This is a genomic window from Steroidobacter gossypii, from assembly GCF_016801985.1.
Classification (GTDB): domain Bacteria; phylum Pseudomonadota; class Gammaproteobacteria; order Steroidobacterales; family Steroidobacteraceae; genus Steroidobacter; species Steroidobacter gossypii.
This window is the reverse complement of the sequence record NZ_JAEVLS010000007.1, coordinates 26,450-38,478: the sequence shown is the minus strand read 5'-3', so window position 1 is coordinate 38,478 and position 12,029 is coordinate 26,450. Positions and strand designations below refer to the sequence as shown.

The 12,029-nt window shown below is 62.8% G+C and carries 13 protein-coding genes and 1 pseudogene; 2 read left to right on the top strand and 12 right to left on the bottom strand.

Features of this window, described 5'->3' with window-relative positions; translation table 11 throughout:
• Positions 1-88: 88 nt before the first annotated feature.
• Together mscL and sthA are read right to left on the bottom strand one after the other, a co-directional pair.
• Positions 89-493, bottom strand: coding sequence for a large-conductance mechanosensitive channel protein MscL (mscL, locus tag JM946_RS26225; RefSeq protein ID WP_203170379.1), 405 nt, complete (start codon positions 491-493; stop codon positions 89-91).
• 88 nt (positions 494-581) lie between these two features.
• Entirely contained in the window at positions 582-1,973 is a 1,392-nt protein-coding gene (sthA, locus tag JM946_RS26220) for a Si-specific NAD(P)(+) transhydrogenase (RefSeq protein ID WP_203170378.1), read from the bottom strand.
• Positions 1,974-2,313: 340 nt separating this feature from the next.
• Between sthA and JM946_RS26215 the strand changes: the two genes are divergently transcribed.
• A complete protein-coding gene (locus tag JM946_RS26215; RefSeq protein ID WP_203170377.1) occupies positions 2,314-4,815 on the top strand; it encodes a TonB-dependent receptor in 2,502 nt (833 codons plus the stop codon).
• Between the two features lie 98 nt (positions 4,816-4,913).
• Complete coding sequence (locus tag JM946_RS26210; RefSeq protein WP_218043117.1) at positions 4,914-5,879, top strand: FAD:protein FMN transferase; 966 nt, start codon at positions 4,914-4,916, stop codon at positions 5,877-5,879.
• A 314-nt stretch (positions 5,880-6,193) separates the two neighbouring features.
• Here the strand turns inward: JM946_RS26210 and rplQ are convergent.
• From rplQ to rpsE, 10 genes and pseudogenes are all read right to left on the bottom strand, one after another.
• Positions 6,194-6,574, bottom strand: a pseudogene (gene rplQ, locus JM946_RS30695) (50S ribosomal protein L17); the annotation flags it as partial.
• 53 nt (positions 6,575-6,627) lie between these two features.
• A complete protein-coding gene (locus JM946_RS26200; RefSeq protein WP_203170374.1) occupies positions 6,628-7,632 on the bottom strand; it encodes a DNA-directed RNA polymerase subunit alpha in 1,005 nt (334 codons plus the stop codon).
• A 104-nt stretch (positions 7,633-7,736) separates the two neighbouring features.
• Complete coding sequence (gene rpsD, locus JM946_RS26195; RefSeq protein ID WP_203170373.1) at positions 7,737-8,360, bottom strand: 30S ribosomal protein S4; 624 nt, start codon at positions 8,358-8,360, stop codon at positions 7,737-7,739.
• Between the two features lie 20 nt (positions 8,361-8,380).
• On the bottom strand, positions 8,381-8,779 hold the full coding sequence (gene rpsK, locus JM946_RS26190) for a 30S ribosomal protein S11 (RefSeq protein ID WP_203170372.1): 399 nt from the start codon (positions 8,777-8,779) through the stop codon (positions 8,381-8,383).
• A 19-nt stretch (positions 8,780-8,798) separates the two neighbouring features.
• Entirely contained in the window at positions 8,799-9,176 is a 378-nt protein-coding gene (gene rpsM, locus JM946_RS26185) for a 30S ribosomal protein S13 (protein ID WP_203170371.1), read from the bottom strand.
• A 91-nt stretch (positions 9,177-9,267) separates the two neighbouring features.
• On the bottom strand, positions 9,268-9,381 hold the full coding sequence (gene rpmJ / locus JM946_RS26180) for a 50S ribosomal protein L36 (RefSeq protein WP_116808875.1): 114 nt from the start codon (positions 9,379-9,381) through the stop codon (positions 9,268-9,270).
• A gap of 42 nt (positions 9,382-9,423) precedes the next feature.
• Positions 9,424-10,722 carry a preprotein translocase subunit SecY gene (gene secY / locus JM946_RS26175; RefSeq protein WP_203170380.1) on the bottom strand — a complete coding sequence of 433 codons (1,299 nt, stop codon included), beginning with the start codon at positions 10,720-10,722 and terminating at the stop codon, positions 9,424-9,426.
• Positions 10,723-10,817: 95 nt separating this feature from the next.
• On the bottom strand, positions 10,818-11,270 hold the full coding sequence (gene rplO, locus JM946_RS26170) for a 50S ribosomal protein L15 (protein WP_203170370.1): 453 nt from the start codon (positions 11,268-11,270) through the stop codon (positions 10,818-10,820).
• A gap of 5 nt (positions 11,271-11,275) precedes the next feature.
• On the bottom strand, positions 11,276-11,470 hold the full coding sequence (gene rpmD, locus JM946_RS26165; protein WP_203170369.1) for a 50S ribosomal protein L30: 195 nt from the start codon (positions 11,468-11,470) through the stop codon (positions 11,276-11,278).
• 40 nt (positions 11,471-11,510) lie between these two features.
• Entirely contained in the window at positions 11,511-12,020 is a 510-nt protein-coding gene (gene rpsE / locus JM946_RS26160) for a 30S ribosomal protein S5 (protein WP_203170368.1), read from the bottom strand.
• Positions 12,021-12,029: the final 9 nt, after the last annotated feature.

Genomic DNA, 12,029 nt, shown 5'->3' with positions numbered 1-12,029 from the left:
CGGGGGGGGGGGTTCGCCTCCCCGTTCGTGGGGGGGGGGGGGGGGGGGGGGGCCCCCCCCCCCCCCCCCCCCCCGCCACCGAGCCATCTCAACGCTGCTGTTTCAACAGATCCCGGATCTCTTCCAGCAGCACTTCCTGACGGGGCGGCGCCGGGGGAGCAGTCGGCTTGGCCTCCTCGGCTCGACGCAGGCGATTGATCAGCTTCACCAACAGGAAAATGGCAAACGCGACGATCAGAAAGTCGAACGTCGCCTGCAGGAACACACCATAGCGAATGGTCACCGGCTCCGCGCCGTCCTGGAGGGCCGGCAAGTTGACGGCGAGCTGGGTGAAATCCACGCCGCCGATCAGATAGCCCAGCGGCGGCGTCACCACGTCGCTGACCAGGGAGCTCACGATCTTGCCGAAGGCGGCGCCGATGATGATGCCCACCGCCATGTCGACCACGTTGCCCTTGACGGCAAATTCCCGGAATTCCTTGACGATGCTCATTCTCGACCTCGATTGGAGTTGTTAGCGCAACGCGACGATACGCCAACTCAGGTGACAATCAATACGTCGGCACGACCTGTTGCGGGAGTCACGTCAGGCGGTTGATGCCGTTGTATGCAGCCACGCGATACGCCTCGGCCATGGTCGGATAGTTGAACGTGGTCTGGGTGAAATAACGGATATCGTTGTTCGAGCTCGCCATCACCGTCTGGCCAATGTGCACGATCTCCGAGGCGCGATCGCCGAAACAATGCACGCCCAGCACCTCCATGGTCTCGGCATGGAAAATGATCTTCAGCATGCCGACGCGTTCGTCCGTCATCTGCGCGCGCGCCAGATTTTTGAACGCGCAGTGACCCACTTCGTAGGGCACTTTGGCCTCCTGCAGTTCGCGCTCGCTACGTCCGATCGAGGAAATCTCCGGGATCGTGTAGATGCCGCTCGGAATGGTCGCGGTGCTGTGAGGCGGGATGTTCGGATCGAGCATGTGTAGTACAGCGTGCGAGCCTTGCACATACGCCGCGCTTGCCAGCGCCGGCGGCCCGACGATATCGCCGACCGCATAGATGTTCGGCACCGCCGTCTGGTAATGCTGGTTCACCTCGATCTGGCCGCGACTGTTGGCTTTGAGAGCGACGCGCTCCAGCTGCAGCTTGTCTGAATTGCCGGTGCGGCCGTTGGCCCACAGCAGCAGGTCCGACTTGATCTTGCGGCCGGACGCGAGATGCACCACCACGTCGCGCTCGCGCGCTTGCAGTTCCTTGAATTGCTCGTTGTGCCGGATCACGCAGCCCTGCTCGCGCAGGTGATATGACAAAGCCTCGGTGATCTCATCGTCGAGAAACGACAACAACCGGTCCTGAGTATTGACCAAGGTCACCTTCGCGCCTAAGTTCACGAAGATCGAGGCGTACTCACAACCAATCACTCCCGCCCCATAGATGGTCACGGAGAATGGATGCTGTCCGTAGCGCAGAATGGAATCGCTGTCTCGAACTCGCTCGTGCCCGAAGTCCACTTCCGGTGGATGGTAGGGACGCGAGCCGGCGGCGATCACGATGTGCTTGGCCGTCAGACGGGTGGGCTTGCCGGTCGACGGTTGCACCTCCAGCGTGTTTGCATCCACAAAGCTCGCTTCGCCGAAGAAGACCGGCACCCGATTGCGTTCATAGAACCGTCGGCGGCTGGCCACCTGCGCCTCGACCACTTTGGTGGCCGACGCCAGCAACTGCGGATAGCTCAAACGCGAGGCCTCGCGAAACTCCCGGAGCAAGGGATTGCGCCGCAGGTCGTGCAGGATCTGAACCGCGTGGCGCAGGGCCTTGCTGGGGATGGTGCCCCAGTGCGTGCACCCACCGCCGACCTCGGCGTAGCGCTCGACGATGGCCACACTGCGATGATTCTTGGCGGCCGTCATTGCGGCTCCCTCGCCGGCCGGGCCGCTGCCAATGATCACGACATCAAATTGTTCGGTCGCCATGCTCGCTACCAGACTTTGCTTCTCACACCCGAGCCGCGCATCATCCCCGACTCGTTGTCGACGAACAACAGCTCAGTGCTGCAGGTCGCAACAAGTTCCTCCCGCGCCTCGGGACTAGCCCGGACCGCACGCCGCATTCTCCGAATATCCCGCCCGCAACGCCCATGTTTGAATCATTTCGGGCCCTTGGCGGCCGTTGCTTTTATGCGAAATCTCTTCCGCTGGCGCGCTGAACTCAGTACGCTTCGGGTGCTGGGCTATCAGCTGCGGGCCTCACAGCCCCGCCATGACAAGTTCTCTAAATTGGCTCTAAGCATCTGGATCTAAACAAGGGGGATCCATGAACGATCGAAGTGTGCTGCTGCGCCGAGCAGTGGTGGGTGCATTGGCTCTGATGACCGTGCCCGCGTTCGGGCAGCAAGCCACGGAGCCCCAGGACTCGCGCACCATCGATACCATCATCGTGACTGCGCAGAAGCGTGAACAGAGCTTGCAGGACGTGCCGATCGTGGTGACCGCGGTGTCCGAGCAGCTGTTGCAGGACACCGGCGTCAGAGACATCAAGGATCTCGCCATTCTGGCGCCGGGCCTGACTGTCACTTCAACATCCAGCGAAGCGAGCACGACCGCGCGCATCCGTGGCATCGGCACGGTGGGTGACAATCCGGGCCTCGAATCTTCGGTCGGCGTGGTGATCGACGGCGTCTACCGGCCTCGCAATGGCGTCGCGTTCGGCGATCTGGGCGAGCTCGAGCGCATCGAAGTGTTGAAAGGCCCACAGGGCACGCTGTTCGGCAAGAACACCTCGGCCGGCGTCATCAACGTCATCTCCAAGCGGCCGCAATTCGACTTTGGTTCCAACGTCGAGCTGACCACCGGCAACTTCAGCGCGCTGGAAGGCGCAGCGTCGATCACCGGCCCGCTGGCGGGCGACACGCTTGCCGGCCGCTTGTTCGTTTCGGCGCGCGAGCGCGATGGTTATTACGATGTCAGCAGAGGCGAGGGCCCGCGCACCGAGGACGACGACTGGGATCGCAGCTTCTATACCGCTCGTGGTCAGCTGCTCTTCAGACCCACCAACAACTTCGAGGCGCGCATCATCGCCGACTACACGGAGCGCGACGAGAACTGTTGCGGAGCCGTGCAGATGAACACCGGCCCGACGGCGCTGCGCGTCGACGCCTTGTCGGACAGCGACACCGGCGTGGGCATTCCCGCCGATCCGTTCGAATACGACATTTTCTCCAATCGTCCCACCACCCAGCAGATCACCGATCAGGGCGTCTCCGCCGAGCTGGTATTCGATATCGGCGAGCTGGAGCTGACCTCGATCACTGCGTGGCGAAACTGGGAAATCGTCAATGGCCAGGACGTCGATTATTCAAGCGCCGACATTTTCTATCGCGAGCCGGGCGGGCCGAACTTCACCGAGTTCGATCAGCTCAGTCAGGAGCTGCGGCTGGCCGGCCAGACCGGCAAGATGAACTGGATCATCGGCGGCTTCTTCGCCGCGGAAGATCTCGACTCGCGCGTGCAGCTGCTCTATGGGTCCGACTACGAAGCCTACGTCAGCAGCCGCTTTGCGCCGTCGGTACTCACCACGCAGGCGGCTCGCGTTGGCTGGCTTGCGGCTCAGCTCGGCGTGCCGCAAGGATCGGTGTATCCGGCCGGCCAGGGCCAGCTGGATACCTTCGCACAGGAAGGCAAGAGTTACGCGCTGTTCGCCAACAACAGCATCGCATTCACCGAGCAGTTGGAGTTGACGCTCGGCTTGCGTTACACCAAAGAAGAGAAGGACCTCGATTCGGCCTACAACAACCTGGGCGGTGGTCTCGGCTGCGCGCGCATCCGGCAAAACCTCGCCGCGCCGCCGACCAATCCGAACTCCATCGCCGCTCAGCTTACGGTCTTCCCGACGGCGCCGGCCGCGGTCAACGGTCTGGCGACGTTCGTCGGCACCGCCTGCTCGACCGCGAACGACCATGCCTACACCGGCGTCACCACGCGCCAGACGTCGATCGACGAGGACGACCTGAGCGGCACGGCCAAACTGGCCTTCCGCGTCAATGAGCAGGTCATGACGTATGTGTCGTACGCGCGAGGCTACAAGGCGAGCGGTTATAACCTCGACCGCACTCGTCTGACTCCGGTGCAGCCATCCGTGATCACGGATACGAGCTTTGCCGAAGAACTGGTCGACTCGTACGAGCTGGGTATCAAAACCAACCTGGCCGACAACTCTCTGTTGTTGAACACCGCAGTGTTCTATCAGGATTATCAGGACTTCCAGCTGAACACCTTCACCGGCATCCAGTTCGTGGTGCGCTCGCTGCCGCAAGTGGTGTCACAGGGTATCGATGTCGACCTGGTGTGGTACACGCCGCTCGACCAGCTCAGCCTGCAAGGCGGAGTGACCTACGCCGAAACGGAGATCGAGGACTTCGGCACGACCTTGGGAGAATCAGGCGTATTCGCGGCCAATCGCGAAAACGATCGGTTGTCGTTCGCGCCCAAGTGGTCGGGCAGCGTGTCCGCGACCTACGATCAGCCGATCGGCGCCAACCTGCTGCTGCGTGCGAATGTCGGAGCGAAGTATCTGTCCGAGTACAACACCGGCTCCAACCTGGATCCGGCCAAGATCCAGGACGCCTATACCATCGTCAACGCGCGTCTCGGCTTTGGCGCCGCCGACGAGAAATGGATGATCGAAGCCTGGTCCCTGAACGTCACCGACGAGGAGTACGTGCAGGTGGTGTTCGACGCTCCGGCGCAGACGGCCACCTATAACGCGTTTCTGGGTGCGCCCCGCACTTACGGTTTGACCGCTCGCTTCAAGTTCTAAAGCAACGACGGCTCTCGCAGGAGCACGCAAATCGGGCGGCCCGGGCAACCGGGCCGCCCTTTCTTTTGCGCTAACATGCGCGGATGAAACCGCTATTGATGTTGTCACTCGCCCTGCTCCCGCTGCTGCAAACGGGAACCGCGCGCGCTGAATGGATGGAGCGCGTCGAAGACGGGATCATGGGCACCCGCATCGTGGTGGAGCTGTGGGCCACCGACCGGGCGCAAGGCAGCGCCGCCATCGAGGCTGTCCTCGCCGAGATGCGTCGTGTCGATCAGGCGATGAGCACCTACAAGCCGACCAGCGAGCTTTCCATCGTGAACGCGCGCGCCGCGCAGGAGCCGATCAAGATCTCGCAGGAGCTGTTCGATCTGCTCAGCACTTCGCTCGAATACTCACGCATCACCGACGGCGCGTTCGATGTCACCTACGCGAGCGTCGGTTACATGTACGACTTCCGCAAACACGTGCGGCCCGATGAGAAACAGATCGCCGCCGCGCTGCCGGGAATCAACTATCGGCACGTCGAGCTGGATCGCAAGAACGGCACCGTGCATTTCGCACGGCCGGGCGTGCGCATTGATTTGGGGGGCATCGGCAAAGGTCACGCCGTGGATCGCGGCATCGCCGTGCTTCAGGCGCGAGGCATCGATCACGCCCTGGTCACGGCCGGTGGCGACAGCCGCATCATCGGCGATCGTTTTGGTAAGCCATGGGTCGTGGGCATCCGGCATCCCGATCGGAAAGACGAAGTGATCGCGCGCATTCCTTTGGAAGATGCAGCGCTATCGACCTCGGGAGATTACGAGCGCTACTTCGACGAGAACGGTGTGCGTTATCACCACATCATCAATCCCAAGACGGGACACTCCGCCAGCAAAGTGAGGAGCGCGACCATCATTGGACCGACCGCCACGCGCACCGATGGCCTGTCGAAAACGGCCTTCGTGCTCGGGCCCGAGAAGGCGATCGAGATCTACAACAGATTGGAAGATGTCGATGCGGTGCTGGTGACGCCGGAAGGCAAAGTGCTGTACACCGAAGGTCTGGCCCCGCCCGAATGAAAAAGGCCCTCTCGAACGAGAGGGCCTTTCCGTATCGACGGCGCGCTCCGCGGAGCGCGCGCAAATCACTTCTTGGCGGCAGCCTTCTTCTTCGCGCCGGCCTTCTTCTTCGGCGCAGAAGACTTCTTGGCAGCGGCCTTCTTGGTCGCGGCGGCTTCGGCCTTCTTGGCCTTGGCGGCAGCCTTGCTTTCGGCCTTGGCCTTCTTCTCGGCCTTTTCCGCTTCGGTCTTCACGGCCTTCTTGCTCACGCGCTTCGGGCCGGCCTTTTTCTTGGCAGCCTTCTTCGGGGCGGCCTCTTCGCCCTCGGCGGCAGGAGCGGCGTCCTCGGAGGCCGCAGCAGGCTGATCGAGCAACTGCATCAACGCCATCGGCGCGGCGTCGCCCGGACGCGGGTTCATGCGCAGGATGCGGGTGTAACCACCCGGACGCGCCTGGAAGCGAGGTCCGAGCGTCTCGAACAGCTTGACGACGACTTCGGCATCGCGCAGCAGGGAGAACGCACGACGACGATTGGCGTCGCTGTCGTCCTTGCCGAGGGTGATCAACGGCTCGACGACCCGGCGCAACTCCTTCGCCTTCGGCACGGTGGTGCGGATGGTCTCATGACGCAGCAGCGAGGCTGCCATGTTTCGCAGCATCGCCTGGCGATGCGGAGCATTGCGGCTGAGCTGCCGGCCAGAAAGTTGATGACGCATTGTTCTTCAGTCCTTAACAACATTCAGGCCCGCCGCGGCAGGCCTGAAATAACTTAGATAACGTCGCGCTCGTCGTCGCGCTTCAGGCTCACCGGCGGCCAATTGTCGAGGCGCATGCCCAGCGACAGACCATGGCTCTCGAGCACTTCCTTGATCTCGGTGAGCGACTTCTTGCCGAGGTTCGGCGTGCGCAGCAGCTCCACTTCGGTCCGCTGCACCAGGTCGCCGATGTAGTGGATGTTCTCGGCCTTCAAGCAGTTCGCGCTGCGCACCGTGAGCTCGAGCTCGTCCACCGGACGCAGCAGGATCGGATCGAACTGCTGTTCGGCGGCCTTGGCGGCGCCCTCGTCCTGGCCCTGCAGATCGACGAACACCGACAGCTGATCCTTGAGGATCGAGCCGGCACGGCGAATCGCTTCTTCCGCGTCGATGGTGCCGTTGGTTTCGATGTCCAGGATCAGCTTGTCGAGGTTGGTGCGCTGTTCGACGCGCGCGCTCTCGACCGTGTAGGTGACGCGACGGATCGGGCTGAACGATGCATCGAGCTGCAGACGGCCGATCGGGCCGCTGGACTCTTCGAACGTGGCGCGCTGGATGGCCGGACGATAGCCGCGGCCGCGCTCCACCTTGAGGGTCATGTTGAGCTCGCCGGCCTTGGTCAGGTTGGCGATCACCAGGTCGGTGTTCAGCACTTCCACGTCGTGATCGAGCTGGATGTCGCCGGCGGTCACCGGGCCGGGGCCCTTCTTGTGGAGGCGCAGCTCGGTCTCTTCACGCGCGTTCAAGCGGATGGCGACCTGCTTCAGATTCAACAAAATGTCGACAACGTCTTCCTGTACGCCTTCGATGCTGGTGTACTCATGCAGCACACCGTCGATCTCCGCTTCGGTGATCGCGCAGCCCGGCATGGAAGACAACAGCACGCGGCGCAGGGCGTTGCCCAGCGTGTGTCCGAAGCCGCGCTCAAACGGCTCGATCACGACTTTCGCCTGCTTGGCGGTCGTGGGAGTCACTTTGACGACACGAGGCTTCAGGAATTCGCCAACGGATGCCTGCATGGACCATTCACCTGTTTAGGTAAGTGTTGGGGACTGCAAAGAAAGCGGTCCCCTATAGATCAAGGCGTCGGGAACGGATTTCAAATCCGTCCCCAGACACGTCATTACTTCGAATACAACTCGACCACGAGGTTTTCGTTGATCTCGGGCAGAATCTCTTCGCGGTCGGGCAGCTGCTTGAACGTGCCGGTAAATTTCTTTTCATCGACCTCAACCCACGCCGGGAAACCGACCTGGGACTTGATCTGCAACGCCGTCTGAATGCGCAGCTGCTTCTGCGCCTTCTCGCGCACGGCGATCACGTCGCCCGCGCTGACCTGGTACGAAGGGATGTTGACCACTTCGCCGTTCACCGTGATCGACTTGTGGCTGACCAGCTGACGAGCTTCGCTGCGCGTGGCGGCGAAACCCATGCGATACACCACGTTGTCGAGTCGGCCTTCCAGCAGCTGCAACAGGGTCGAACCCGTGGCGCCCGGCCGGCCAGTAGCCTTGACATAGTAATTGCGGAACTGTCTTTCAAGGACGCCGTACATGCGGCGCAGCTTCTGCTTCTCGCGCAGCTGCAGACCGTAGTCCGACAGACGACCACGACGCTCACCCTTGATGCCGCCCGGCGGCACTTCCAGCTTGCACTTCGATTCCAGCGACTTGACGCCGCTCTTCAAGAACAAGTCGGTGCCTTCGCGGCGGGACAGCTTGCACTTCGGACCAAGATAACGAGCCATGCGACTTCCTTAGCGAGGCGTTAGACGCGACGCTTTTTGGGCGGACGGCAGCCGTTGTGCGGGATCGGCGTGACGTCGGAAATGTTGGTGATCTTCAGACCGCAGGCGTTGAGCGCACGGACGGCGGATTCGCGGCCCGGGCCGGGGCCCTTGACACGCACTTCCACCATCTTCACGCCGTGTTCCTGCGCGGCGGTGCCGGCCTTCTCGGCGGCGACCTGCGCCGCGAACGGCGTGCTCTTACGCGAGCCACGGAAACCACAGCCACCGGACGTCGCCCACGACAGGGTGTTGCCCTGACGATCGGTGATCGTGACGATGGTGTTGTTGAACGACGCGTGCACGTGGGCGATCGCGTCGGTCACATGCTTCTTGACCTTCTTGCGGCCGCCTTTGGCGCCCTGTTTCTGCTCAGCCATAATTCCTCTGGTTCAGCCGTTACTTGCCGGCCGCGACGTTCATCTTCACTGCCGCCTTGCGCGGACCCTTGCGGGTGCGGGCGTTGGTGCGCGTACGCTGACCGCGCAACGGCAAGCCGCGACGATGACGGATGCCCCGGTAGCAACCGAGATCCATCAGGCGCTTGATGTTCATGGACACTTCACGGCGCAGGTCTCCTTCGACCGTGAGCTTGCCAATGGCCGAACGCAGCGCGGCCACTTCCGCGTCGGTGAGGTTCTTCACCAGCGTGTTCGACTTGACGCCTGCGGTTTCGCAGGCTTTGAATGCCTGGGTACGGCCGATGCCATAGATATGCGTGAGGCCAACCCACACATGCTTGTTCATCGGAATGTTGATGCCGGCGATGCGAGCCATCTGCGGACTACTCCCCGCGACGAAAAGCGCGGAACTTTAAACTAAAAACGCCTGTAACTCAATGCTTTGAAGACTGGCACTGCGCCGTCTATCAACCCTGACGCTGCTTATGACGCGCGTCGGAGCAGATTACGTACACCACGCGGCGGCGGCGCACGACCTTGCAGTTCTTGCAGATCTTCTTGACGGATGCACGGACCTTCATGACTCACTCCCGCGGATCGCCCCAGGCGCCCGCACAATCAATTTATGTCGTCGAGCCTGGGCGGTTGTAGCCGCGCAGGTTGGCCTTCTTCATCAGGCCTTCGTACTGGTGCGACATCAGATGTGCCGCAACCTGCGCCTGGAAGTCCATGATCACCACCACCATGATCAGCAGCGAGGTGCCACCGAAGTAGAACGGCACGCTGAAGCGCGAGATCAGGAACTCCGGCAGCAAGCAGACGATGGTCACGTACAGCGCGCCCCACACCGTCAGCCGCGTCAGCACCTTGTCGATGTACTCGCCGGTCTGCTGACCCGGACGGATACCCGGAATGAAGGCGCCCGACTTCTTCAGGTTCTCCGCCGTTTCGCGCGAGTTGAACACCAGCGCGGTGTAGAAGAAGCAGAAGAAAATGATCAGACCGCCGTACAGGATCATGTGAGCCGGCTGACCCGGGGTCAGCGCCGCGGACACGTTCTGCAGCCAGCTGAAGCTGCCCGACTGACCGCCCCAGCTGGCGATGGTCGCCGGGAACAACAGCAGGCTCGAGGCGAAGATCGGCGGAATCACACCCGACATGTTCAGCTTGAACGGCAGGTGCGTGCTCTGGCCCGCGTACAGCCGACGGCCCTGCTGACGCTTCGCGTAGTTCACCTGGATGCGGCGCTGGCCGCGCTCCACGTACACCACGAACGCCGTCACCGCGATCACCATCACGAACAGGATCAGCGCCAGCGCCGGGTTGAGCTCACCGGTGCGGGCCAACTCGAGCGTGCCGCCGATGGCCGCGGGCAGACCCGCGACGATGCCGGCCAGAATGATCATCGAGATACCGTTGCCCAGACCGCGCTCGGTGATCTGCTCACCCAGCCACATCAGGAACATGGTGCCGGCGATCAACGTCATGGTCGCCACGAACACGAACTGCGGGCCCGGCTGCAACACCACGCCCTGGTTCTGGAACGCGATCGCCGCGGAAGCGCCCTGCACTGCCGCCAGCAGCACCGTGCCGTAGCGCGTGTACTGCGTCAGCTTGCGACGGCCCGACTCGCCTTCCTTCTTGATCGCCGCCAGCGACGGCACCACCACCGCCATCATCTGGATGATGATGGAGGCCGAGATGTACGGCATGACACCCAGCGCGAAGATCGACAACCGCTCGAGCGCGCCACCCGAGAACATGTTGAAGATGTCCAGGATGGTGCCCTGCTGCTGCTCGAAGAAGCGCGCGAGCGCCACCGGGTCGATGCCCGGAGCCGGAATGAACGTGCCGATGCGATACACGATCAACGCACCCAGCAAGAAGAACAACCGCTGTCGCAGCTCTGCGAAGCGGGTCATCTCGCCGAAGGCGGACAGAGACGCAGCGGTGGCGGGTTTAGTGGCCACGGAGTCCTTGTCGTACTGGGTTCATGCCTGGAAGGGTCGGCGGCCGCTTACTTGGCCGCAGCCTCGACCGCTTCGATCTTGCCGCCGGCAGCTTCGACCGCCGCCTTGGCGCCCTTGGTCAGGTGCACGCCCTTGATGGTCACGGCGCGGTCGATGCCGCCCGAAGACACGATGCGCGCGCGCTGCGACGTGGCCGGAACCACGTTGGCCGCCTTCAGCGCATCCAGATCAATGACGTCGGCTTTCACCTTTGCAAGCTCCGACAGGCGCACTTCGGCAACCGTCGGAGCGATCTTGGAGCGGAAGCCGAACTTCGGCAGGCGGCGCTGCAAAGGCATCTGACCGCCTTCGAAGCCGACCTTGTGGTAGCCGCCCTTACGCGCGCGCTGACCCTTCACGCCACGGCCGCAGGTCTTGCCCTGACCGGCGGAGGCGCCACGGCCCACGCGGAGGCGGGGCTTCTTGCTGCCCGGAGCGGGCGACATTTCATTGAGGCGCATGATCGTTAGCCCTTCAGCTCTTCAACTTTCAGCAGGTGGCCGGATGCGCGCAGCATGCCGCGAATCTCCGGCGTGTCCGCCACGGTCACGGTGTCACGAATGCGGCGCAGACCCAGGCCACGCACGGTGGCGCGATGAGCCTTGAGCTGGCCGAAGTAGCTCTTCACGAGCGTGACCTTGTAGCCCTTGTTGGTTGCCATGACGACTTCCTAATTTAGTTCGCGTGATTGATCGCCGGGCTTACTGGCCCAGGATCTCTTCGACGCGCTTGCCGCGCTTCGCCGCGATGTCATCGGGCGACTGCGCGCTGTTCAACGCATTCATCGTGGCGCGCACGATGTTGATCGGGTTGCGCGAGCCGTAGCTCTTGGCGAGCACGTTACGCACGCCGGCGCACTCGAACACGGCGCGCATGCCGCCGCCCGCGATCAAGCCCGTACCGTCGGCGGCCGGCTGCATGTGCACGCGAGTCGCGCCGTGACGGCCGGACACCGCGTAGTGCAGCGTCGCGTTCTTCAGCGACACGGTCGAGAGGTTCTTGCGAGCGGCCTGCATCGCCTTCTGAATCGCGACCGGCACTTCACGCGCCTTGCCGTAACCGAAGCCGACCTTGCCGCGGCCGTCGCCGACCACCGTCAGCGCGGTGAAGCCGAACTGGCGGCCGCCCTTGACGACTTTGGCGACGCGGTTCACCGCAACGAGCTTCTCGATGTACTCGTCGCCCGCCTGGTTCTTTTCAACTCTGGCCATGCTGTGTCT

What these genes read in the sequence shown, in the direction of transcription:
- mscL (WP_203170379.1), bottom strand. Translation starts at nt 493, where the DNA reads ATGAGCATCGTCAAGGAATTCCGGGAATTTGCCGTCAAGGGCAACGTG.
- rpsM (WP_203170371.1), bottom strand. Translation starts at nt 9,176, where the DNA reads ATGGCTCGCATCGCCGGCATCAACATTCCGATGAACAAGCATGTGTGG.
- JM946_RS26200 (WP_203170374.1), bottom strand. Translation starts at nt 7,632, where the DNA reads ATGCAGGCATCCGTTGGCGAATTCCTGAAGCCTCGTGTCGTCAAAGTG.
- rpmD (WP_203170369.1), bottom strand. Translation starts at nt 11,470, where the DNA reads ATGGCAACCAACAAGGGCTACAAGGTCACGCTCGTGAAGAGCTACTTC.
- secY (WP_203170380.1), bottom strand. Translation starts at nt 10,722, where the DNA reads ATGACCCGCTTCGCAGAGCTGCGACAGCGGTTGTTCTTCTTGCTGGGT.
- rpmJ (WP_116808875.1), bottom strand. Translation starts at nt 9,381, where the DNA reads ATGAAGGTCCGTGCATCCGTCAAGAAGATCTGCAAGAACTGCAAGGTC.
- JM946_RS26210 (WP_218043117.1), top strand. Translation starts at nt 4,914, where the DNA reads ATGTTGTCACTCGCCCTGCTCCCGCTGCTGCAAACGGGAACCGCGCGC.
- rpsD (WP_203170373.1), bottom strand. Translation starts at nt 8,360, where the DNA reads ATGGCTCGTTATCTTGGTCCGAAGTGCAAGCTGTCCCGCCGCGAAGGC.
- rplO (WP_203170370.1), bottom strand. Translation starts at nt 11,270, where the DNA reads ATGCGCCTCAATGAAATGTCGCCCGCTCCGGGCAGCAAGAAGCCCCGC.
- rpsE (WP_203170368.1), bottom strand. Translation starts at nt 12,020, where the DNA reads ATGGCCAGAGTTGAAAAGAACCAGGCGGGCGACGAGTACATCGAGAAG.
- sthA (WP_203170378.1), bottom strand. Translation starts at nt 1,973, where the DNA reads ATGGCGACCGAACAATTTGATGTCGTGATCATTGGCAGCGGCCCGGCC.
- JM946_RS26215 (WP_203170377.1), top strand. Translation starts at nt 2,314, where the DNA reads ATGAACGATCGAAGTGTGCTGCTGCGCCGAGCAGTGGTGGGTGCATTG.
- rpsK (WP_203170372.1), bottom strand. Translation starts at nt 8,779, where the DNA reads ATGGCTGAGCAGAAACAGGGCGCCAAAGGCGGCCGCAAGAAGGTCAAG.